General features: G+C 71.1%; 17 protein-coding genes. 12 read left to right on the top strand and 5 right to left on the bottom strand.

Features of this window, described 5'->3' with window-relative positions:
- Positions 1-66 precede the first annotated feature (66 nt).
- Together ACGFIO_RS21045 and ACGFIO_RS21040 are read right to left on the bottom strand one after the other, a co-directional pair.
- The gene (locus ACGFIO_RS21045) at positions 67-3,117 is read right to left on the bottom strand and encodes a BTAD domain-containing putative transcriptional regulator (RefSeq protein WP_392827966.1); all 3,051 of its coding nucleotides are present in this window, start codon (positions 3,115-3,117) and stop codon (positions 67-69) included.
- Between the two features lie 109 nt (positions 3,118-3,226).
- Positions 3,227-4,441 (bottom strand): ATP-binding protein, encoded by a 1,215-nt coding sequence (locus ACGFIO_RS21040; RefSeq protein WP_392827965.1) that lies wholly within the window; start codon positions 4,439-4,441, stop codon positions 3,227-3,229.
- 46 nt (positions 4,442-4,487) lie between these two features.
- Here ACGFIO_RS21040 and ACGFIO_RS21035 point away from each other — a divergent pair, with 46 nt between their 5' ends.
- The 9 genes from ACGFIO_RS21035 (at position 4,488) to ACGFIO_RS20995 (ending at position 15,899) form a co-directional block, all read left to right on the top strand.
- Complete coding sequence (locus ACGFIO_RS21035) at positions 4,488-4,919, top strand: hypothetical protein (protein WP_392827964.1); 432 nt, start codon at positions 4,488-4,490, stop codon at positions 4,917-4,919.
- The gene (locus ACGFIO_RS21030) at positions 4,916-5,779 is read left to right on the top strand and encodes a tetratricopeptide repeat protein (protein WP_392827963.1); all 864 of its coding nucleotides are present in this window, start codon (positions 4,916-4,918) and stop codon (positions 5,777-5,779) included. Before ACGFIO_RS21035 ends, ACGFIO_RS21030 begins: the two co-directional genes overlap by 4 nt.
- Positions 5,780-6,051: 272 nt before the next feature.
- On the top strand, positions 6,052-7,089 hold the full coding sequence (locus tag ACGFIO_RS21025; protein ID WP_392827962.1) for a multicopper oxidase domain-containing protein: 1,038 nt from the start codon (positions 6,052-6,054) through the stop codon (positions 7,087-7,089).
- A 118-nt stretch (positions 7,090-7,207) separates the two neighbouring features.
- Positions 7,208-11,062, top strand: a complete 3,855-nt coding sequence (locus tag ACGFIO_RS21020; protein ID WP_392827961.1) for a ThuA domain-containing protein — start codon at positions 7,208-7,210, stop codon at positions 11,060-11,062.
- Positions 11,059-12,861, top strand: coding sequence for an OmpL47-type beta-barrel domain-containing protein (locus ACGFIO_RS21015; RefSeq protein WP_392827960.1), 1,803 nt, complete (start codon positions 11,059-11,061; stop codon positions 12,859-12,861). Before ACGFIO_RS21020 ends, ACGFIO_RS21015 begins: the two co-directional genes overlap by 4 nt.
- A gap of 38 nt (positions 12,862-12,899) precedes the next feature.
- On the top strand, positions 12,900-13,880 hold the full coding sequence (locus ACGFIO_RS21010) for a hypothetical protein (protein ID WP_392827959.1): 981 nt from the start codon (positions 12,900-12,902) through the stop codon (positions 13,878-13,880).
- A 90-nt stretch (positions 13,881-13,970) separates the two neighbouring features.
- A complete protein-coding gene (locus ACGFIO_RS21005; protein WP_392827958.1) occupies positions 13,971-14,387 on the top strand; it encodes a nitroreductase/quinone reductase family protein in 417 nt (138 codons plus the stop codon).
- Positions 14,388-14,518: 131 nt separating this feature from the next.
- Complete coding sequence (locus ACGFIO_RS21000; protein WP_392827957.1) at positions 14,519-14,953, top strand: SRPBCC family protein; 435 nt, start codon at positions 14,519-14,521, stop codon at positions 14,951-14,953.
- A gap of 7 nt (positions 14,954-14,960) precedes the next feature.
- Complete coding sequence (locus ACGFIO_RS20995; RefSeq protein WP_392827956.1) at positions 14,961-15,899, top strand: NAD-dependent epimerase/dehydratase family protein; 939 nt, start codon at positions 14,961-14,963, stop codon at positions 15,897-15,899.
- Between the two features lie 125 nt (positions 15,900-16,024).
- Here the strand turns inward: ACGFIO_RS20995 and ACGFIO_RS20990 are convergent, their stop codons facing one another.
- Together ACGFIO_RS20990 and ACGFIO_RS20985 are read right to left on the bottom strand one after the other, a co-directional pair.
- Positions 16,025-17,485, bottom strand: a complete 1,461-nt coding sequence (locus ACGFIO_RS20990) for a benzaldehyde dehydrogenase (protein ID WP_392827955.1) — start codon at positions 17,483-17,485, stop codon at positions 16,025-16,027.
- Between the two features lie 10 nt (positions 17,486-17,495).
- Positions 17,496-18,446 (bottom strand): DMT family transporter, encoded by a 951-nt coding sequence (locus tag ACGFIO_RS20985; protein ID WP_392827954.1) that lies wholly within the window; start codon positions 18,444-18,446, stop codon positions 17,496-17,498.
- Between the two features lie 71 nt (positions 18,447-18,517).
- On the opposite strand from ACGFIO_RS20985, the gene ACGFIO_RS20980 reads away from it, so the two are divergent.
- Positions 18,518-19,066: a CGNR zinc finger domain-containing protein gene (locus ACGFIO_RS20980; protein ID WP_392827953.1), complete on the top strand. Its 549-nt coding sequence runs from the start codon at positions 18,518-18,520 to the stop codon at positions 19,064-19,066.
- Positions 19,067-19,083: 17 nt separating this feature from the next.
- On the top strand, positions 19,084-20,262 hold the full coding sequence (locus ACGFIO_RS20975) for a trans-2-enoyl-CoA reductase family protein (RefSeq protein ID WP_392827952.1): 1,179 nt from the start codon (positions 19,084-19,086) through the stop codon (positions 20,260-20,262).
- A 197-nt stretch (positions 20,263-20,459) separates the two neighbouring features.
- Here ACGFIO_RS20975 and ACGFIO_RS20970 read toward each other — a convergent pair whose 3' ends face one another.
- Positions 20,460-22,031 carry a glycoside hydrolase family 27 protein gene (locus tag ACGFIO_RS20970; protein WP_392827951.1) on the bottom strand — a complete coding sequence of 524 codons (1,572 nt, stop codon included), beginning with the start codon at positions 22,029-22,031 and terminating at the stop codon, positions 20,460-20,462.
- Between the two features lie 211 nt (positions 22,032-22,242).
- Between ACGFIO_RS20970 and ACGFIO_RS20965 the strand changes: the two genes are divergently transcribed.
- The gene (locus tag ACGFIO_RS20965; protein WP_392827950.1) at positions 22,243-22,878 is read left to right on the top strand and encodes a DUF4232 domain-containing protein; all 636 of its coding nucleotides are present in this window, start codon (positions 22,243-22,245) and stop codon (positions 22,876-22,878) included.
- The last annotated feature ends 14 nt before the right edge of the window (positions 22,879-22,892 follow it).

Here is a 22,892-nt window from a genome sequence, read left to right as displayed (position 1 = left end):
CTCCAGGGATCGGTGGGCGGCTATCACCACCGTCGCGGAGTCGGCTGCAGAATCGCTGTAACCGGATTACAGAGCGGCCGTCATCTCGGCATATTCACGGGCGCCGAAGGTGCGGAAGGTCCGGATCGCCTCGGCCCGCGCCACCTCGGCCGCCTCCTCGTCGCCGCGGGCCCGCTCCACCTCGGCGATGTCGCGCAGGGTACGCGCGCAGAACAGCGCTGCCTCCTGCCCCCGGAAGATCTCCAGCGCCGCCGCGAGGGCCTTGGCCGCGTCGTCGAGCCGCCCGGCGGCCAGGTCCAGTTCGCCCATCGTGCGCAGCACCATCGCCTCGCCCCACCGGTCGCCGACGGCCCGGTGCGTGGCCAGCGCCCCGTCGAGCGGCTCGCGGGCCTCGGCCAGCCGGCCCATCCGCACGTAGGTCTTGGCCAGCGACCGCCGCGCGAACGCGATCAGCGCGACGTCGGCCAGTTCCTCGAAGATGGCCAGGGCCTGCTTCAGCGCCGTCTCGGACTCGGCCAGGCGGCCCTGGGCGCGGTGGGCGAGCCCGATCGTCCGTAGCGCCAGCGCCTCCCCGCGGCGGCTGCCGGTCCGGCGGTACGCGTCCACCGCCGCCGCCAGCGCCTCGTCGGTGGCGGCGAAGTCGCCCCGCTCCAGGTGGACCGAGCCGAGCACGCGGGCGCAGTGCCCGGCCGCGCGGTCGTCACCCAGGGTCCGGGACAGCTCCGACGCCTGCCGCAGGAAGTGCACCGCCTCCGGCAGGTAGCCCTGTTCCCGGCAGGCCAGTCCGAGCGCGCACAGGGCGCTGGCCCGGCCCCGGGCGTCGTCCAGGTCGCGGAACCGCTCGGCCGCCTCGGCCAGGTGCCGGCGGGCCTCGGTGAACTCGTCCTGCTCGTAGCGCACCTGACCCAGCTCGGCCAGGAGGACGGCCTCGCCGTGCGCGTCGCCGGCCGCCCGGGCCGCGGTCAGCGCCGCCCGGTGGGCCCGGTCCCAGAGGTCGGGCACGTTGCCCAGCGCGTACCGCGACGCGCACAGCACCGCGGCCACGGCCACGGCCCGGTCGGCCAGGCCCATCTCGGCCGCCCGTTCGACCGCGAGCACCAGCAGCGTCTGCTCGGCGTCGAGCCAGCCGCGCGGGTCGGTGACAGCGGTGCCGAGCACTTCCGGGTCGACGTCGCTGACCGGGGCCGGGGCCACCGGCAGGATCGCGCCCGAGGTGACGTGGTCGACGATGTGCTGGGCGAGCCGGCCCAGTGCGGCCGACCAGGCGTCGACGACGCGGGCGGTGGCGGCGACCAGGTCGTCGCGGGACTCGTGCCGCTCGGCCTGCTCACGGGCGTAGATCCGGATCAGGTCGTGCAGGCGGTAGCGCACCTGGCCGGTGTCGTCGACGTAGGTGTAGTCGACCAGGTGGGCGTCGACGAGCTGTTCGAGGATCTGTTCGGCCGCGCCGATGTCGGTGTCCAGCGCGTACGCCAGCACCCAGGACCGGAAGTCGGACAGGCCGAGGTGCCCGAGCCGGCAGATCGCGGCGTGGGCGGCCGGGTCGAGGCTGTCGAAGCTCAGCCCGATGCTGACCCGGATCTGCTGGTCGCCGGCCGCGAGTTCGTCGAGCCGGCGGCGCTCGTCGCGGAGCCGGGTGGCGAGCAGCCCCGGTGTCCACTGCCGGCGGGTGGCCAGCCGGGCCCCGGCCACCCGGACCGCGAGGGGCAGGTTTCCGCAGGCGGCGACGATCTCAGCGGCGGCCTGCGGCGCGGGCGCGAACCGGTCGGCGCCGGCGATCCGGGTCAGCAGCGCTGTCGCCTCGGCGGTGGAGAGCATGTCGAGCTCGACCAGCCGGGCCCCGGCCAGCCCGCCGAGCCGGTTGCGCGAGGTCACCAGCACCGAGCTGCCGCCGCTGCCGGGCAGGAGCGGGCGGATCTGCTGTTCGTTGGCCGCGTCGTCGAGCACGATCAGCATCCGGCGCCCGGCCAGCAGGGTGCGGTAGGCGTCCATCCGCTCGTCGGCGCCATCCGGGACGTTGGCCGGGTCGGGTTGCAGCGCCCGCAGGAACCGGCCCAGGACCTCGGCCGGCGACGCCGGGGTGTCGCTGTTGCCGCGCAGGTCGACGTGCAGCTGCCCGTCGGGGTACGCGGTCGTGACCCGGTGGGCGACGTGCACGGCGAGTGCCGACTTGCCGACGCCACCCGGTCCGAGCAGCGCCACCACGGCCGGTCCGCCGCCGCTCAGGGTGCCCGACAGCTCGCCGGCCAGGGCGTCCCGGCCGGTGAAGTCGGCCGAGTCCGGTGGCAGCTGGGCCGGCACCAGCGTGCTCGGCCGGCCCGGCGTGGTGGCCGGGCGTGGGCTCGGCACCGCTTCCGGCGCCGGCTCCGGCGGCTGGAGATCGGGGTCGTCGCGCAGGATCCGTTCGTGCAGCCGGGTCAGCTCGGGACCGGGTTCGATGCCGAGCTCGTCGATCAGCGCCGCACGCCCCTGCCGGAAGACGGTCAGCGCGTCGGCGGTCCGGCCGGCCCGGTACAGGGCGAGCATGAGCTGCCCGCGCATCGCGCCGCGGGTCGGGAACTGCTCGACCAGGACGGTCAGTTCGCCGATCAGTTCGTCGTCGCGGCCCAGTTCGAGGTCGGCGGCGATCCGCGCCTCGGTCGCCGCGACCCGCTGCTCGTCGAGCCGGGCGGCCTCGGCGGCCAGCACCCGGCTGCGGACGCCGCCCAGCGCCGGCCCGCGCCAGAGCGTCTCGGCGGCCCGGAACGCGGTGGCCGCCGCCCGGTGCCGCCCGGCCGCCGCGGCCGCTCGTCCCTCGGTGGTGAACTGCTCGAACCGGTGCCGGTCGAGCGCTTCGGCCGGCACCTCGGCCCGATAGCCGGGGGCCGCGGTCAGGATCATCGCGGGCGGGTCGTCGCCGATCGCCCGGCGCAGCGTCGACACGTAGGTCTGGATCAGCGCGCGCCCGGTGGCCGGTGGGTCGTCGTCCCACAGGATGTCGATCAGGCGGTCGGCCGGCACGATCCGGCCGGGCTCGACCAGCAGCGCGGCCAGCAGGGTACGGATCTTGGCCCCGCCGAGGCTGAGCGGCGCGCCGCCACGTGTCACCTCGACCGGCCCGAGCAGCCGGAACTCCATCTACGCATCCCCCGTCATGCACCGTCGTAGATGTCTCGCCCAGCACTCTAGGACCTGTCTCGAATTCAGTCCCAGTTGACGCGCCCCGGAAAGCGAATTGAGACAGGTCTCAGAGCAGCTTGTTCTTCTTCAGGTACTTCGCCAGTTCGCTGTAGGCACCGTCCTCGTTGGCGAACATGGCGACGTTGCGGGCGGTCTGCAGCCACGGGCCGGTGGACGGGCGTACCTCGCGCAGGGCCGCCTCCATGTCGCGTTGCTCGATCATCCGGACGTTGCCGCTGGTGACCGAGTCGTGCATGGCGTACTCGGCGGCGGTCTCGCACAGGTGGGCCAGGTCGGCGCCGGAGAACTTGTCGGTCGCGGCAGCCAGGCGTTTGAGGTCGATGCCGGCGATCGGGCGGTCGCGCAGGTGCACCTCGAGGATCGCGGCGCGGGCCTCGGCGTCGGGCGGGATGACCAGGACCGTGCGGTCGAGGCGGCCGGGGCGGCGCAGCGCCGGGTCGACGTCCCACGGCGCGTTGGTCGCGGCCAGCACGAACACCCCGTCGTTGGAGCCCTCCATGCCGTCCATCTCGGCCAGGAGCTGATTGCCGAGGGTACGCATCGACGAGCTCTGCATCTGGCTGCGCTTGTGGCCGAGCGCGTCGACCTCGTCGAGGAACAGCACGCAGGGGGCGTTGCGCCGGGCCGCCTGGAAGATGTCGTGCAGGTTGCGTTCGGACTGGCCGATCCACATGTTCAGCACGTCGACCAGGGACACGCTGACGAATCGGGCGCCCATCTCGCCGGCCACGGCCCGGGCCAGGAAGGTCTTGCCGCAGCCGGGCGGACCGTAGAGCAGGAGGCCGCCACGCAGGCTCTTGCCGTACATCGAGCGCAGTTTCTCGTTCTTCATCGGCGCGAGGAACGCGAGCTCGAGGCGCTTCTTGACGTCCTGCATGCCGCCGACGTCGGCCAGCTTGACGCCGGACAGCTCGATGTCGACGGTCCGGTCGTCGTCGCCTTCGATCGGGTCGGGCTCGTCGTCGGCGCGGGCGTAGCGCGGAGGTACGGAGCCTTCGAATTCCTTCTCGTACGCCTTCCAGTTGACGTCCGGGGAAGGCGCGGGTGGTTCCGCCGCGGATGGGCCGCCGAGGGCCTGGGTCATCAGGGCCTGGGTCTCGGCGTGAGCGGGCTCCTGGGCGAGGGCCACGGCCAGATGAGCGACCGCTTCCGGACCACGCCCGGCCCCGATGAGCAGCTCGGCCAGGTGGCGCCGCAGCGGCAGGTCGTCGGGGCTGGCCTCGACCGCGGCCAGCATGCTCTCGATCAGCGGGTTGCTCATGGCTGGCCATTATGCTGTGCCCGCCACCACGAGACGGGGATCTACCATGACCGACGACCTGTTCCGCCCGACTGTCCGGGAACGCCCGGTTTCCGGTAGGCGCCCGTGGCGGCCGGAGTCGATCTTTTACGCGTCGTTCTTCGGCGGCCCGCTGACCGCCGGCCTGCTCGGCGTGGTCAATGGGCGGCGGCTGGGGCTGCCGGGGTCCAAGGTGCTGCTGATCGCGCTGGCCGCGGTGGCCGGGTTCGGGTTGTGGATCGTGGCGGCGCTGCTCACCGACGCGAACAACCTGGTCCGGCTGTTCGGGTCGATCACCGGGTCGCTGGCGTGGCTGGTGGTGATCGCGTTCCAGCGCGGGCCGTTCCGGGCCTACACCTACGGCGACGGACAACCGGCCAGCCTGGTCTGGCCCGGCATCGTGAGCGCCGTCGGGCTGGTCCTGTTCCAGGTCATCGTCATCTTCGTGGTGGCACGGTGAGCATCGAGGTCTTCCAGCGGGCCACCGCCCTGATCAGCGCCGGCCGGCCCGAGCAGGCGCTGGCCGAGCTGACCCGGCTGCCGGCGAGCGACGCGATCAGCGCCCGCGCGCACTATCTGCGCTGTGTCGCGCTGGCCAACCTCGAGCGCTGGCCCGAGGCGGCCGAGTCGGCCCGGCAGGGGCTGACCGCGGGCGGTCCCGACGCCGACCTGTTGCGGCTGCTGGGCCGGGCCGAACAGGAGATGGGAAACCTGCCGGTGGCCGAGCGGGCGCTGCTGGACGGGCTGGCGCTGGCACCGAGCGATCCCGACCTGCTCTGTGCGTACGCCCGGCTCTGCATCGCCGACAACCAGATCGACAAGGCGGCCAAGCTGGTGGACCGCGCGGCCGCGCAGGACCCGCACTCCCCCACGGTGTACGCGACCCGGGTGCAGCTGGCCTACGCGCGCGGCGACGACCGGGCGGCGCAGCGGATCGCCCGCGAGTTCGTGGCCGCCTATCCCGAGAACCCGGCCGCGCACGCCCTGCTGGGTGGCACGAGCGCGGCCCGCGGCCATGTCGGTGACGCCTACTCGGGGCTGCGCCAGGCGGCCGCCTCGGCGCCGGACGAGCAGGCGTACGCGGAGTCGGCGCTGGAGGCCCGGATCGCCAGCCACCCGCTGCTGGTGCCGATCCGGCCGATCATGCGCTTCGGCCCGCTGAAGACCTGGATCGCGGCGATCGTGATCATCTACGGCCTGCGGGCGATCGGGCTGGGCGCGCTGTCGGCGGTGTTCGCCGGTCTCTGGCTGATCCTCTGCGTCTACTCCTGGGTGGTCCCGCCCCTGGTCAGCCGGTGGATGAAGCGCCACTGGCGCTGATCGATGCCCCCGAACACAATGGACATCCCTGACACATTGACCAGGGTTGTTACGCCGCGGTAAACGCTTTTTCCGTGTGGACCTTTACTTTCGTCTATCGAGAACATAAGTTCTCCTCAACCACCGAAAGTTCTGAGTCAGCCGAGCCAAAGCCCCCGCGAGCACCTCTGGGCCCCACCCCAGACGAGAGGTGCGGATTTAGCGTGCCGGTCGACATATCCGTGCACGCCATTCTCTCGCGCGCCTTTCGCCCGGCCGCGAAACGGAGAGAGATGGACGAACCGTCCGGCCTGGACCGCAAACCCCGCGGCCGCGGCCTCACGTTCTCCCGCCGCACGCTGATCGCCGCGGGCGGGGTGGGTCTGGCGACCCCGGCCCTCGGCCTGGCGGCGTCCACTGTGCCCACCAGTCCGGCGGCCGCGGCGACCGGCGCGACGAAGAAGGTGACGATCTACGCCGAGCAGATCGGCACCACCAACCAGTACGGCTACGGGCTGGAGCCCGGCAAGCCCACGATCCCCGGTCCGCTACTCGAGATGTACGAGGGCGACACCATGGAGATCACGCTGGTCAACAACACCACGCAGCGGTTGTCCATCCACGCCCACGGCGTTGACTACGACACCGTCTCGGACGGCGCCCCCATCAACAACTCGTTCAACAACCCGGGCGAGACGCGTACCTACATCTGGCGGTCGCACGAGATGACCGCCGCGGCGGGCCGGCGCTTCATGCCCGGCAGCGCGGGCTACTGGCACTACCACGACCACGCGATGGGGACCGACCACGGCACCGCCGGCGTCCTGCGTGGACTCTACGGCGGGCTGATCGTACGCCGCCGGGGCGATATCCTGCCGGACAAGACATTCACGGTCGTCTTCAACGAAATGATGATCAATAACAAGCCGTCCGGCAGCACACCGCAGTTCGAGGCCAATCTCGGCGAACGCGTCGAGTGGCTCGCGATCGGCCACGGAAATCAGCTTCACACGTTCCACCTGCACGCACACAGGTGGGCCGACAATCGCACCGGAATGCTCGAGGGCCCGAACGACCCGAGCATCGTCACCGATAACAAGGACCTCAACCCGGGCAGTTCGTTCGGATTCCAGGTGATCGCCGGCGAACACGTCGGACCGGGCGCCTGGATGTACCACTGCCACGTCCAGTCGCACTCCGACACCGGCATGGCGGGGATCTTCCTGGTGCGCAACGCCGACGGGACGATCCCGGCCGCGGCGAGTGCGGACATCGCACGGTTCAAGGGCCACATGTCCCAGATGTCCACGACGCATGACCACACGAAGTAGGGGGCTTGCAGGAATGAGACGAGGGCTCGTATTCAGAACGGACCGAGCGGGGGGCCGTGTCAGACGGGCTCTCGCCGGGGCCGCGGCCGCCGTGGTCGTGGTGTCGCTCGCGCCGACGATGACAACGTTGGCACAGGCGGCGCCCCGGGCCGCGGCGGCGGCCGACGTCAAGGTGCTGGTCTTCCACGGCGCGGCCGCCGACCAGCAGGATCCCGTCGCGACCGCGGCGCAGACCATCAAGGATCTGGGCGCGGAGGCCGGAGCCGACGTCACCATCAGCAGCGACCCGGGCGTGTTCACCACGGCCGGGCTGTCGGCGTACCGGTCGGTGGTGTTCCTCTCGGCCAACAAGGCGGCCCTGAGCCGCGACCAGGAGAGCGCGCTGCAGGCCTACATGAAGGCCGGCGGTGGCTTCCTGGGCATCGGTGACGCCGCCCAGGCGCAGCTGGACTCGGCCTGGTTCACCGGCCTGATCGGCACCCGCCCGGTGGGCGCACTGCCGAACGCCGAACCGGTCTCGGCGGTCACCGCCAGCGCGGAGAACCCGCCGAACGAGACCAAGGAGAAGCTGACCGACGGTGACGCCAACACCAAGTGGCTCACCTTCAACCCGACCGGCTGGGTCGCCTACGACCTGGGCAGCGCCAAGACCATCACCGGGTACGCGCTGACCTCGGCCAACGACTTCCCCGGCCGCGACCCGAAGGACTGGACGCTGCAGGGTTCGACCAACGGCTCGGACTGGCAGAACGTCGAGACCCGCGCCGGTCAGAGCTGGGCCGAGCGCTTCCAGAACAAGCGCTTCGACCTGGCCACGCCGGCCTCCTACCGCTACTGGCGGCTGAACATCACCGCCAACAACGGCGAGCCGCTGATTCAGATCGCCGACTGGCGGATGTTCACCGGCAGCAGCACCGCACCGACGCCGCCGGCGCCCGCGCAGTCCGTGGTCGACGTCCTCGATCGGCAGCACCCGTCCACCAAGTCGCTGCCGCTCAAGGTCACCCGGACCGACCGCTGGTACAACTGGGACCCCAACCCGATCGGCACGGTGCACACCGTCGCCCAGGTCGAGGAGCGGCACTACACCCCGGGTCAGGGCGCCAACGGCGCGTTCCACCCGGTCTCCTGGTGCCGTGACTACGAGGGTGGCCGGTCCTTCTACACCGGCATGGGCCACACCTCGGGCAGCTACGGCGAGGACGCGTTCAAGAAGCACCTCACCGGCGCCCTGCAGTGGACCGCCGGCCTGGTGCGCGGCGACTGCCAGGCGACCATCGCGGCCAACTACAAGACCGAGCGGCTGACCGCGCGCAACGCCTCCGGCCAGCTCGACCAGATCGGTGAGCCGCACGGCCTGACCATCGCGCCCGACGGCACGGTGTTCTACGTCGGCAAGGCGGCCTGCCCGTCCGGGCCGATCGTCGAGTGGACCAACCCGAACGTGGGCAAGGGCTGCGGCACCATCCACGAGTGGGACCCGGTGACCAAGAAGGTCAAGCTGCTCACCACCCTCGAGGTGATGGGCAACCGGGGCAGCGGCGACGAGCTGCAGAAGAACGAGGAGGGCCTGCTCGGCATCGTGCCGGACCCCAAGTTCTCCGACAACCACTGGCTCTACGTCTACTGGATGCCGCACAACAGCATCGACCGGGAGAAGCGGATCGGTCAGCGGACCATCTCGCGCTTCACCTACGACCCGGCGGCCAAGACGATCGACCAGGCCACCCGCAAGGACCTGCTGCAGTTCCCGGTGCAGATCCACAGCTGCTGCCACGCCGGTGGTGGCATGACCTTCGACGCCAAGGGCAACCTCTACGTCGGTTCGGGCGACAACAACTCGTCCGAAGGCTCCAGCGGCTACTCCGGCAACAACTGGACCAAGGAGTTCGCGGGCATCTCGTTCCAGGACGCCCGGCGTACCGCGGGTAACTCGAACGACCTGGCCGGCAAGATCATCCGGATCCACCCGGAGAACGACGGCACGTACACCATTCCCGAGGGCAACCTCTTCCCGCCGGGCAACGACAAGGCCCGGCCGGAGATCTACGTGATGGGCGTACGCAACATCGCCCGTCTGCAGATCGACCCGGTGACCCAGTGGCTGACCGCCGGCTGGGTCGGCCCCGACGCCTCGTCGCCGAACCCGGAACTGGGCCCGGCCAAGTACGAGACCGCCACGATCATCACCTCGGCGGGCAACCAGGGCTGGCCGTACTGCATGGGCAACAAGCAGCCCTACCGGGACCGCAGCAACACCGACGCGACCGTCCTGACCGGCTGGTACGACTGCGACAACCTGAAGAACAACTCGCCCCGCAACACCGGCCTGGTCGACCTGCCGGCGGTGCGGAACAACATGATCTGGTACGCGCCCGACGGTGGCGGCCCGGTCTTCCCGCCGCGCGCCGACGGCAGCGGCATCCCGTCCTACATCGCTTCGCAGGCCACCTACACCGAGCCCTACCTGCGCGGCGGCGGCCAGGCCGTGATGTCCGGCCCGACCTATCACACCGAGCTGGTCGACCAGAACAGCGGCGTGGCCTGGCCGGCGTACTGGGACAAGAAGTGGTTCATCGGTGACGAGTCGAACTCGCAGAACCGCATCGCGGTGACCGTCGACCCGGCCGGCGTGCCCAGCCAGTCGCCGCCGCCGTTCGCCGAGTCGCTGCGGGCCATCCTGCCCGGCGGCAGCGGCGACAATCGGCTGACCGACTGGATGGACGCGAAGTTCGGCCCGGACGGCGCGCTCTACACGCTGGACTACGGTGGCGGATTCTTCAGCCTCACGTCGAACCAGAAGCTGCTGCGGACCGTCTACACCGGCGGGCCGGCGACCCCGGTACCGGCGGCGAGCTCGGTGGCCGTGCAGAACAAGGCCCTGACCTACGCGTTCAACGGTTCCAAGTCGGGCGGCGTGAGCTGGAGCTGGGACTTCGGCGACGGCACGACCTCGGACGAGGCGAACCCGCGGCACACGTACGCCCGGACCGGTTCCTTCACCGCCAAGCTGACCGTCACCTACGCCGACGGCACCAAGTCGACAGTGACCACGGTCGTCAACGTCGGCTGCGCGGTGCCGGACAGCCGCGGCACGGTCTTCTTCGAGGACACCGACACCGGTGTGCCGAACAAGGCGACCAGCGGCGGCTGCACGATCAACGACCTGATCGACGACGAGGCGGCGTGGGACAACCACGACGGCTTCGTCCGCCAGGTCACCGCGGTGGCCAACGCCCAGCAGAAGGCGGGCAACCTGACCGCCCGGGAGGCGGGCACGCTGACCCGGCTCGCGGCGGCGTCGCCGATCGGCCGGCCCGACCACAAGGGCACCGAGGCGATCTACGACGGCACCTCGCTCGACGGCTGGGAGATGGCACCGGACGGCCGGTGGAGCATCCAGCCCGACGGATCACTGCGGTCCTCCGGCGGTCTGGGCATGCTCTACTACACCAAGAACTACGCCAACTTCTCGATGAAGGCGCAGTTCAAGGACATCGCGCCGGGCACCGCTCGGGCCAACAGCGGCCTGTTCGCCCGGTTCCCCGACCCGCGGATCCCGCTGGCGCAACGTCCGGCCGGCAGCTGTGGGACGGTCGGGTCGGCGCGTACCTCGCAGGCCTGGGTGGCCATCTACTGCGGGCACGAGATCCAGATCTACGACGGTGACACGGGCGAGCCGCAGAAGACCGGGTCGATCTACAACTTCGACCCGAACAACCTGACCCAGGCCCGCCCGACGGCCAAGAACGTGTGGAACGACTACGAGCTCCGCGTTGTCGGCCAGCACTACACGATCATCCGCAACGGCGTGGTGATCAAGGAGTTCGACAACACGCCGGGCAAGCAGTCCTCCCGGGCCGGCGACCCGCCGACGGATCTGCGGCAGTTCACCGAGGGCTTCCTCGGGCTGCAGAACCACAGCGACACCGATCTGATCGAGTTCCGCAACATTCGCGTGAGGCCTCTGTGACATCGAAGATCCGCGCCGCGTTAGCCGCGCTGGTCCTGCTGGTCAGCACCTTCGTCGTGGCGGGGGCTTCCCCCGCCGCGGCGGCGGTGCAGACCTTGACCTGGACCGCTGACAACGACATCACCCGCTACAAGTCGGCACCGACCAGTGCCGTCGCGGGCGAGACCACGATCGTGTGGGAGAACAGCGCGGCCACCGGCAACGACACCGGCATGCCGCACACGCTGACCTTCGACACGTCGACCGAGGGCTACAACCACGACGTCACCGTCAACCAGCTGGCCAGCCCGTTCGACCAGAACGACGGCCGCTGGGTCCTCACCGTCACCCTGACGCCGGGCAAGTACCGCTACTTCTGCACCATGCCCGGACACAGCTCGATGGTCGGTGAGTTCACCGTCACCGGCGGCAACCCGGGCCCGGACACCACCCCGCCGACGGTCAGCGGCGCGGTCTCCGGCAACAAGGACAGCAACGGCGACTACGTCGGCTCGGCCACCGTCACGGTGACCGCGTCGGACACCGGCTCCGGCGTCGACACGATCGAATACCAGGTCGACGACACCAGCTACCAGCCGTACACCGCGCCGGTCGTGGTGAACGAGCTCGGTGACCACTCGGTGCAGTTCCGGGCCACCGACAAGGCCGGCAACACCTCGGCCGTCGGTTCGGTCTCCTTCACGGTGGTCGCACCCGGCCCGGAGGACGTCACCCCGCCCACGGCCACGCACACGGTCGCCGGCAACAAGGACGCCAACGGCAACTACATCGGTACGGCCACCGTCACGGTGACCGCCACCGACGAGGGCTCGGGCGTGGCGCTGATCGAGTACAGCGTCGACGGCGGCGCCTTCCAGCCGTACACCCAGCCGGTCGTGGTCACCGGCGCCGGGGCGCACATGGTGCACTACCGGGCCACCGACAACGCCGGGAACCGGTCGGCCGAGCAGATGGCCGCGCTGACCATCGTCGACCCGGCGCCGGCCGACACCACTCCCCCGGCGACCAACGCGGCGGTGTCCGGCACCAAGGACACCAACGGCAACTACGTGGGTACGGCCACCGTCACGGTGACCGCCTCCGACTCCGGTTCCGGAGTCGCCACGGTCGAGTACGCGCTGGACAACGGGGCCTGGACGGCGTACACCGCGCCGGTCGCGGTGACCACCGTCGGCGCGCACACCGTCAAGTACCGGGCGACCGACCAGGCCGGCAACGCCGCGGCCGAGAAGTCGGTGACGTTCACCGTGGTGGCGCCGCCGCAGCCGGACACCACGCCGCCTGCCACCAACGCCGGCGCGGCCGGTGAGCAGGACGGCAACGGCAACTTCGTCGGAGCGGCCACGGTCACGGTCACCGCCGCCGACACCGAGTCGGGCGTCGCCCGGATCCAGTACGCGCTCGACAACGGGGGCTGGACCACCTACAACACACCGGTGGTGGTCCGGTCGGCCGGTGCGCACACGCTCAAGTACCGGGCCACCGACAACGCCGGCAACACGGCGGCGGAGAAGTCGGTGACGTTCACTGTGGTCGCGTCGGGTGAGGACGCCTGTCCCGCCTCGGACACCCGGCCCACGGTGATCATCGGGAGCGACAACACCGGAGTGCCGAACTCCGACACCGGCGACGGCTGTACGGTCAACGACCTGGTCGCCGAGTTCGCCCCGTACCCCAACCACGCCGCGTTCGTCCGGCACGTCGAGACGGTCACCGCGCCGCTCGTCCCGGGCACGCTCACGCCGCGGCAGCAGGGGGCCATCGTCCGGGCGGCCGCCCGATCGGCGGTCGGCTCATGACCCTCTTCAGCACCAACGACGAATCAGGGAGATCTGGAATGCGCAGGCGTTTAGTCGTCCACCTGGCCACCGCCACGGCCGTCGTCGCTGCCGGTGTGGTCGCCGGCGCCGCGCCGGCCAGCGCGGATCTGGTCACTTACTGCATCGGCACCGGTGGCGCCGTCACCGTGCCGAACGACCTCTACGTGCCGCCGAACGAGTCGTGCGCGCTGACCGGCACGATCATCACCGGCAACGTCAGCGTCGCCGCCGGCGCCAACCTGGTCGTGGCCGGCGGCCGGGTCAGCGGCAACGTGCAGGTCGCCGCGAACGGCTACCTGGACGCCAGCAACTCGAACGTCGGCGGGACCGTGACGGTCGCGTCCGGAGGCTACGGCGTCTACCTCAAGTCGGCGCAGACCGGCGCGGTCACCGTGCGGGCCAAGGGCTCCTCGACGATCGATTCGTTCCTGTTCGTCGAGGGCTCGACCGTCTCGGGCTCGGTCGCGGCCAACGCCGGCGAGATCCGCCTGGACCAGAACACCCAGGTCACCGGCTCGGTCAACAGCTCCGGCTCGTACTACACCGACGTGCACGACTCGTTCGTCGACGGCCAGCTCTCGGTGCTCAACAGCGCCACCGGCAGCGTGGTCTGCGGCAGCGCGGTGCGGGGCAAGTCGACGTTCGCCGGCAACCTCGGCGGCGTGCAGCTCGGCCCGAACGGCGGCCTGGACGGCTGCGCGTCCGGCGGCTACTTCGGCAAGGACGTCAGCGTCACCAACACCACCGGTGGCGTCAACGTCGACGACAACATCATCGACGGCGTCCTGACCGTGCAGTCGAACAGCCCGGCGGCCGTGGTCGCGGCGAACAACCGCATCCGCGGCGGCGTGGTCGGCGACCAGGCGGCTCCGGCGGCGGCCAAGCGGTCGGCCAAGGCGCTGACCGCCGACCGCGAGCGTGCGGGCGACGCCCGGGCGACCGAGCGGCGTACCGGCGCGGTGGCCGAGGCCACGGCGGCGGGGCCGGCCAACCTGTAGTCACGGGAGCGTGAACGAGCCCGGCGGCCGACCTGGTCGCCGGGCTCGTTTCTTTGGTGGAATTTCCCGCTGTCAACTAATGTCGGTCGCATGGCTTCGTTCAACGACACGATCATCGACCAGTACCGCGAGAAGAACGGTGACCTCGGCGGGCACTGGGCGGGCAAGACCGTGCTCCTGCTGCACGCCCCCGGCCGCAAGACCGGCAAGGTCACCGTCAACCCGCTGGTCGCGGCCCCGGACGGCGACACCTACATCGTCTGCGGCAGCGCCGGCGGCGCCCCCTCCGAGCCGGTCTGGGTGGCCAACCTGGAAGCCCTCGACGAGCCGGTCACCATCGAGCTCGGCGCCGACACCCTCAAGGCCGACCACCGCGTGGTCCGGCCCGGCCGCGACGACGACTGGGAGCGCCTCTACGGCGTCTGGCGCGCGTACTGGCCCGACGCGGCCGGCTACGAGACGAAGACCGACCGCGAGTTCCCGGTCGCCGTCATCACCGTTCGCTGACCTCCTTCAGCAGCAGGTCACGCCAGTGACCAGATCGATGCGACGGGTACGCGCGGCCACCGCACCCAGGCACCGTCCACAAAGCTTCCCCCGCCGTTCGCGGGCAAACCCGGCTCGCCGATCATGGACGCGTGCCCCTCGACAACTTCAGCACCACCTTCCGGCTCGGCGCCCCGCCGGCCCCGGTGATCGCGTTCCTCAACGACCCGCACAGCTACATCGGGCTGGCCCCGCTGGTCGTCGCCGTGCGCGACATCCGGGTGACCGGCGACGAGACACGGTACGTGTCGGTGGAACGCTTCCGCCTCGGGCCGTTCCACTGGGACAACGCCATCGACGTGACGATCCAGGTGGCGCCGGGCCGGGTGGTCAACACGGTGCGGTCGCCGGGGTGGGTACGCCTCACCGCGACCGTGACGCTCACCGAGGCCGGCGACGGTTGCGACGGCACCGAGACGATCGAACTGCGCGCGCCGTGGTTCCTGCGGGCGTTCGCCCTGCGTAAGGCCCGCGAGGCGCAGACTGCCCGGGTCGCCGGTCTGACCGCCCGCTTCCCGGTCCTATAGTCGCGGGGTGCGACTGCTGATTCTGGGTGGAACCTCGTTCGTCGGCCGAGCCATCGTGGACGCCGCCCTGCGCGACGGGCACGACGTGACCCTCTTCAACCGTGGGCGGACCGGCAGCGGGCTCTTCCCCGGCGTAGCCCGGCTGGCCGGCGACCGCGACAGCGGCGACTACCGGTCCCTGGCCGGCACGTCGTGGGACGCGGTCGTCGACGTCGCCGCGTACGTGCCCCGGCACATCCACGAGGCCACCGACGCGCTGGGCGACCGGGCCGGCCGCTACCTGATGATCTCCACCGGGTCGGTGTTCCAGCCCGCGGCCGGCGAAAACGCGATCGAGCGCCGCGCTCCGGAGTACGACACCGAGGAGGTCACCGGCAGCACTTACGGGCCGCTCAAGGTCGCGTGCGAGGACACCGTCGTGGCCCGGTACGGCGAACGGTCCACCATCGTGCGTCCGGGCGTGGTGGCCGGCCCGCACGATCCGACCGACCGCTTCACCTACTGGGTCCGCCGGGCCGCCCGCGGCGGACGGGTGGCCCTGCCCGGCTCGCCCGACGCGCCGGTCCAGGTGGTCGACTCGGGTGACCTGGCCGCCCTGGTGGTCACCCTGCTCGCCGGCGACCGCTCCGGCGACTTCAACGCGGTCGGCCCGGCCGAACCGGTGACCATGGCCGGCCTGATCCAGATCTGCGCACAGGCGGCCGGCCAGGAGGCCGAGGTCGTCACCGTGCCGTCGTCGGCCGCGAGCCTGCCCCTGGCCCTGACCGACGAGCACCACTGGATGTTCCGGCTGAGCCCCGACGCCGCCCACGCCGCCGGGATGCCGGCCACGCCGCTGTCGGCGACCGCGGCCGCCGTCCTGGCCTGGGACCGCGACCGCGGCGAGCCGCCCCTGAGCACCGGCCTCTCCCCCGCCGACGAGGCGTCATTGCTGACAAAGTGGTAGCCCCGCGCGGCATCCGCCCCGCGAACACCGGCCCCGCCTACCACTGGCTCGTGCAGTGGTAGCCCAGCGCGGCATCCGCCCCGCGAACACCGGCCCTGCGTACCACTGGCTCGTGCGGTGGTAGGTCAGAACGGGTAGGCGGGCAGGTCGCCGCGCAGGGTCACCCACTGCGTCTCGGTGAACGCCTCGATGTTGGCCTGCGGGCCGCCGTGCCGGGAGCCGGTGCCCGACGCGCCGACGCCGCCGAAGGGCGCCACCGCCTCGTCGTTGACCGTCTGGTCGTTGATGTGCACCAGGCCGGACGGGATGCGCTCGGCCAACTCCAGCCCCGCGTACACGTCCTTGGTCAGAATGCCCAGTGACAGCCCGTAGTCGGTGCCGGCGGCGAGCTCGGCGACCTCGTCGATGGAGTCGAACGGCGTCACCGGGGCGACCGGGCCGAAGATCTCCTCGGCGTACGCAGGGGCCGACACCGGCACGTCGCCCAGGACCGTGGGCCGGTAGAAGAGATTGTCGTACGTGCCACCCGTGCGCACCGTGGCGCCGCCGGCCACGCTCGCCTCGACCAGCCCGTGCACCCGGTCACGCTGCGCCGTGTCGATCAGCGGGCCCAGCGCCACCTCGTCCCGCCACGGGTCGCCGACCGGCAGCTTCGCGACCCGCTCGGCCAGCTGAGCCGTGTATTCCTCGGCGATGTCGCGGTGCACCAGGTGCCGGGAGGTGGCCATGCAAATCTGGCCGGAGTGGGCGAACGTACCCCAGGCGCCCACCGACGCCGCCGCTGTCACGTCGACGTCCGGCAGCACGATCAGCGCCGAGTTGCCGCCCAGTTCCAGGTGGGCGCGCTTGAGGTGCTTGCCGGCCAGTTCGCCGACCTGACGGCCGGCGCGGGTCGATCCGGTGAAGGCGATGATGCGTACGGCCGGCTCGGTCACCAGCGCCGCGCCGACGTCCGCCCCGCCCGGCAGCACCTGCAGCACGCCGGCCGGCAGCCCGGCCTCCTCGAAGATCCGGGCGAAGACGACGCCGCCGGCGACCGCGGTCCGCGGGTCGGGCTTGAGGATGACCGCGTTGCCGAGCGCGAGCGCCGGGGCCACCGCCCGGATGGCCAGGATCGTCGGCACGTTGAACGGGGCGATCACGCCGACCACGCCGGCCGGGACGCGGCGCGCGAAGCTGAGCCGGGGCAGGCCGGTGCGCAGGAGTTCACCGTACGGGTGGGATGGAAGCGCCGCGGCCTCGTAGCACTCGGCCGCGCTGGTGTGCACCTGGAAGCCGCCGAACGGCCGGATCGCCCCGGTCTCGCGGGCCAGCCACTGGAGGATCTCGGCGGCGTTGGCGTTGAGCAGGTCGCCGGCCCGGCGCAGGACGGCCGCGCGCTCCTCGTAGGGCGTACCCACCCAGGCTCTTTGTGCCTCTCGGGCGGTTGCCGCGGCCGTGGCGACGTCGGCCGGCGTGGCCAGGCCGGCCGAGCCCAGCGTTTCCCCGGTGGCCGGCTCGACGACGTCGTAGGCGCCGGCACCGCCGTCGGTCCACGCCCCGGTCCAGATCTTGCCGTGCCACGCACCATCGCCGACGAGAGTCATGCCCGGGACGCTATGCAGCCGCCTCGACCGGCGGGAGATCCGCCTTCCGCTCAGCGGAACGATCGACCGTACGATCCATGCCGAGCCGCACGAACACGATCCCGCCGACGATCAGCACGCCGCCGACCAGCTGCAACACGGTCGGAAGCTCGTCCAGGAACAGCCACGCGAAGAGCACCGCGAACAGCACCTCGGTCAGGCCGACGAATGACGACAGCGATGCGCCGAGCAGGCGCGCGGCGCCGATGCCGGTGGCGTACGCGACGGCCGCGGCCACCACCGCCAGCCCGAGGATCGGCACCAGCCAGCTCATCTGAAGCCCGGCCAGGGTCACCGGGGCGGACGAGAACCGCATCGGCAGCAGCCCGGCCGCGCCCAGCCCGAACAGCAGCACCGCACCGACCGCCATGCCGCCCGAGGCCAGCACGATCGAGGGCAGTTCCGGGTCCACCCGCGCCGACAGCACGAAGTATCCGGCCAGCCCGACCGCCGCGATCAGACCCCACATCACGCCGATCGGGTCGAGGCGGGCGCCCCCGGTCAGGTCGAGGACCAGCACCAGGCCGGCCAGCGCGGTCACCGCCCCGGCCACGGTCAGCCGGGCCGGCCGCTGGCCGTGCACCGCCCACATCCACAGGACCACGAGCAGAATGCCGGAGTATTCCAGCAGCAGCGCCACGCCGATCGGCAGGTGCTGCACGGCGTTGAAGTAGCCGACCTGGGCGGCCGAGATGGCCAGCACGCCGAACAGGCCCATCAGCCCGAGCGAGCGGCGCAGCGCCGACCAGCGGCCGCGCAGGGCGATCAGCGCCGGTACGGCGAGCAGCACCGCGCCCAGGCCGACACGCACGGCCACGGCCGAGCCGGCGGTCCACCCGGCGTCGAGCAGCGAGCGGGCGAAGATGCCGGACGTGCCGAACGTCGCCGCGGAGAACAGTGCAAGCATCAGGCCGAGGCGCATCGCATTCTCCTGTCATTAGTCAAAGCTTGCTATGCTCATGACAGTAGAACCTAAGGGTGAAAGGAGTCAAGATGATTTTCGCCCATGACACGGAGATCGCCCTGGCCGCCGCGGCCGCCCTGGTGAACACCACCGACGGCGGCGAGCAACTGCCCGACCTGGCCGCCCTGGACGACTTCTACCGCAGCTGGGGCTGGACCGGCCGGCGCGCGTCGACCGCCCCCGAGCTGCAGGCCGTGCACCGCCTGCGCCCGCGGCTCCGCCGGATCTGGTCCGTCGCCGCCGACGAGGCCGAGGTCGTCGACCTGGTCAACGAGTTGCTCCGCGAGGGCCGGGCGCTGCCCCAGCTGGTCCGGCACGACGAGTTCTCCTGGCACCTGCACGCCGCCCCGTCGGACGCGCCGCTGGCCACCCGGATGATGGTCGAGGCAGCCATGGCCTTCGTCGACGTGATCCGCGACGGCGAGCTCAGCCGCCTGCGCCGCTGTGCGGCCGACGACTGCGACAACGTCCTCGTCGATCTGTCCAAGAACCGCTCCAAGCGCTTCTGCGAGGCCGGCTGCGGCAACCGCGCCGCCGTCAACGCGTACCGCGCCCGCAAGGCCGCCCGGGCGGTCTGACATGGCAGGATGATCCGGTGGCTGAACGAATCGTGCGCCCCACCGGGCGAGGTTTCCTGTTGCTCGACTCGCACCCGACCGGCTGTGTCGCGACGGTCGAGCAGATGCGCGTCCCCCCGGCCGGCAAGACGGGACCGACCGCGCTGATCATCGGCTCCAGCGCCGGCTACGGCCTCGCCGCCACCATCGCCGGGCTGGCCCGCCACGGCATCCGGGGCATCGGCATCGGTTTCGAGCGCCCGCCCGGCCGGCGTACCGCCACCGCCGGCTGGTACCGCACGATCGCCACCGCGGGGCTCGCCACCGAGCTGGGCAGCGACTTCACCTTCCTCAACGCCGACGCCTTCGCCGACGAGACCAAGCAGGAAACCCTCGACCTGATCGCCAAGCGGTTCGGCGGCATCGACTACCTGATCTACAGCGTCGCCGCGCCCCGCCGCACCGATCCCGACACCGGCACCACCTACTCGTCGGTCATCAAACCGCTGGGCGCCCCCCACACCACCAAGACCCTGGAGTTCGACAGCGACGGCACGCCGGCCCTGCGGTCGCTGAGCGCCGATCCCGCCGACGAGGCCGAGACCGAGTCCACGGTCAAGGTCATGGGCGGCGAGGACTGGTCCCGCTGGATCGCCGCGCTGAGCGACCGCGGCCTGCTCCGCGACGGCTTCCAGACCGTCGCCCTGACCTACATCGGTTCCCGCCTGACCAGCGCGATCTACCGCGACGGCACCATCGGCGCGGCCAAGGCGCACCTCGAGGCCACCGCCACCACCCTGACCGAGCGCCTGAGCGGAGTCCACGGCCGGGCCTTCACCTCGGTCAACGGAGCCGCGGTGACCCAGGCGTCCACCGCCATCCCCGGCATCGCCCTCTACGTGAGCCTCCTCCGGGCCGTCCTGGGCGACCGGCTCCAGTCCCCCATGGAACAGTCGATCCGCCTGTGGGACCAGCTGACCGGCGCCGCTCCCCTCGACCTCGACGAGCAGGGCCGCATCCGCCTCGACCGCTGGGAACTCGAGCCCGCGGTCCAGGACGCGGTGGCCGAACGCTGGTCCGCGATCACCCCCGACACCATCACCGAGCACGCCGACGTCGACTGGTTCCGTTCCCAGTTCCGGGCCCTCTACGGCTTCGACGTCCCCGGCGTCGACTACGACCGCCCCGTCGAACCCGACCTCCCCTGGCCCACCTGACCGCCCCGCCGGGGCTCCCCGCCCGCGCTGTGAGCGGATCGCCGTGATCTCGGCGATCCGCTCACGCTCAGCACGGGGTCCCGCACCCACCGCACCCATTTAAAGAGGGTGACCCATCACGCACGTGGAGCGAAGCGACCTCGGCGGGAGCGACGGTCAGCACCACCCACCCAGCCACGACATCCCGATCCTGAATTTCAGCTCCACACCTGGTTGGGCTGGTTGTGGCAGGTCCAGATGATGATGCCCGTGCCCGGTGTGGTGGCGCCGCCGTTGACGTCGAGGCACAGGCCGGACTGGACGGCCGTGATGGTGCCGTTCGCGTTGAGGCGGAACTGCTGGTTGGCGCCGCCGTTGCATTCCCACTGGAGTACGCGCGTGCCGGCCGCCGTGTTGCCGTTGAAGACGTCCAGGCAGCGGGTGCCGTCGTAGACGCGCAGTTCGCCGGCGGGGGTGAAGTTCCACCGCTGGTTGGCCCCGCCGTTGCAGGTGAAGATCTCGACCGGCCCATCGTTGACGACGACATTGTCGTGCACGTCGAGGCACTGCCCGGAGGCCTGGCTGACCAGCTGACGCCCCGCGTAGGCCGAACCGCCGGACACCCGGTAGACGGCGGTTCCATGGGCCGGAACGGTCACACTGATCGCACCGCTCGTGGTTGACGAAGACCCGGTCCACAGGTCGCGTAGCCCGTAGGAGGCGGCCGCGTTCATGCCGACCTGCGCCGCACTCGTCGTGATCGTGGTGGCTGTGGCGTTCTCGTTGAACAGGGCCACCGCCCGGTCCCCGTTCGACAGCACCTTGCTGAACACCCACTGACCAGAGGAGTTGCGCACGACGTAGGCCTGGTGCCCCAGCGGATCCTGGTCGACGGCGATCAGCCCGGCGTTGGTCAGGATGTCGAAGGTGGCGTTCGAGGCGGTCCGCAGGTCGGAGCCGATCAGCAGTGGCGCCGACATCATGGCCCACAGCGCGAAGTGGGTGCGGTATTCGGTATCGGTCAGGCCGCCGTTGCCGACCTCGAGCATGTCGGGGTCGTTCCAGGCGCCGGGACGGGCGTAGGGGGCGAGCACGCTGTTCTGGCGGATGATGTTCAGCACCGAGTTCCAGTTGTCCTCGATGTCGCCGGTGGAGCGCCACAGGTTGCCGACCGGGCCGGCCCACAGCCATGGGCGGGTCGAGCCCCACTCGCAGATGGCGAAGACGATCGGCCGGCCGGTGCGGGCCAGCGCGTCGCGCATCCGGGTGTAGCGCTCGACCGCGTCCCGGCCCTGGTTGTTGCAATTGTCGTACTTGAGGTAGTCGACACCCCAGGAGGCGAACAGTTTCGCGTCCTGGTCCTCGTGGTCGAGGCCGCCCGGGAAACCGATCGGCGAGCAGGTCATCGTGCCGGCGCTGGTGTAGATGCCGAACTTGAGGCCCTTGCCGTGCACGTAGTCGGCGACGGCCTTGATGCCGTTGGGGAAGCGGGCCGGGTCCGGGACCAGGTTGCCGCTCCCGTCGCGCTGCGGGCGGGCCCAGCAGTCGTCGAGGTTGACGTACTGATAGCCGGCCGCCTTGAGGCCGCGGCTGACGAACAGGTCGGCGATGCCCTTGACCATGGCCTCGTTGAATTCGGCCCGGCACTGGGTCGAGTTCCAGTTGTTGAAGCCCATCGGTGGGGTGCGGGCCAGCCCGTTGTCCAGCGCGAGCGCGGGGCGAGCCGGCGAGACAAGGAAGGTGACCAGCAACAGAGCGACGACCGCTATCCGCTTCACATAGACGAACATCCATGTCTTGGAGGGCTTTGTCAAGAGCGCGAGGTCGTAGCCGGGTGGGTGGTGCAGACCGTCGCTCCCGCCGAGGTCGCTTCGCTCCACGTGCGTGAGCGGTTGCGCCTGAAGACCCCCTATTCGTGCCAGCTCGGCCCTCCGCACCACCGCCGGTGCCGGGCCCTCGGCAGAGTCGACTCGTCCGTTCCTTGATCCAGGAGGGTTGACGATGAACATCCGGCTTATGGTGATCGGCGCACTCGGTATCGGCCTCGCGTTGAGCCAGGCGGCCTGCGGCCCGGTCACGCCCAGCGGGGCACCGGCACCGTCCCCCGCCAAAACGACGACGACCAACAAGGCGAAGACGAAGACAAAGACGGAGGCGCCCAAGTCCAGTGGCGGCGGCGGTAGCGCCCAGAGCAAGGACTGCCGCAACGACGACCTCGCGGCGACCGTGACCCTGCAGCCGGCGCGTGCCGACGGGGCGATGCGCGGGCTGGTCGCGGTCGTCAACACCGGCAAACAGAGCTGCAAACTGGAGGGACGCGCCGCGATCACGCTGGTGAACGCGGCCGACGAGGCGGTCGACGTGCCCACCCGCGAGGTCGACGAGCCCGGCGCCGCCGTCAGGATCACGCTGCGCCCGGGGACCAGCGCCTTCGAGGGCATCAAGTGGACGACGTGCGACAAGGGCGACGAGACCTGCGGCGTCGGCAACACCCTGCGTTTCAACGTGCAGGCCTCGACCGACGGTCCGCCGGCCCGGCTGGACGGCTTCCCGGCGCCCGAGAAGAGCGCCATCACGATGAAGTCCCTGCAGGTCGGCACCCTGCAGCCGCTCACGCAGGGCGTCGTCGCCTGGTAACGAACATCCCTGTT

The sequence above is a fragment of the Actinoplanes sp. NPDC049265 genome (genome assembly GCF_043197135.1).
In the GTDB taxonomy this organism is placed as follows: Bacteria; Actinomycetota; Actinomycetes; order Mycobacteriales; family Micromonosporaceae; genus Actinoplanes.
This window is presented reverse-complemented; position numbering and strand designations above follow the sequence as displayed.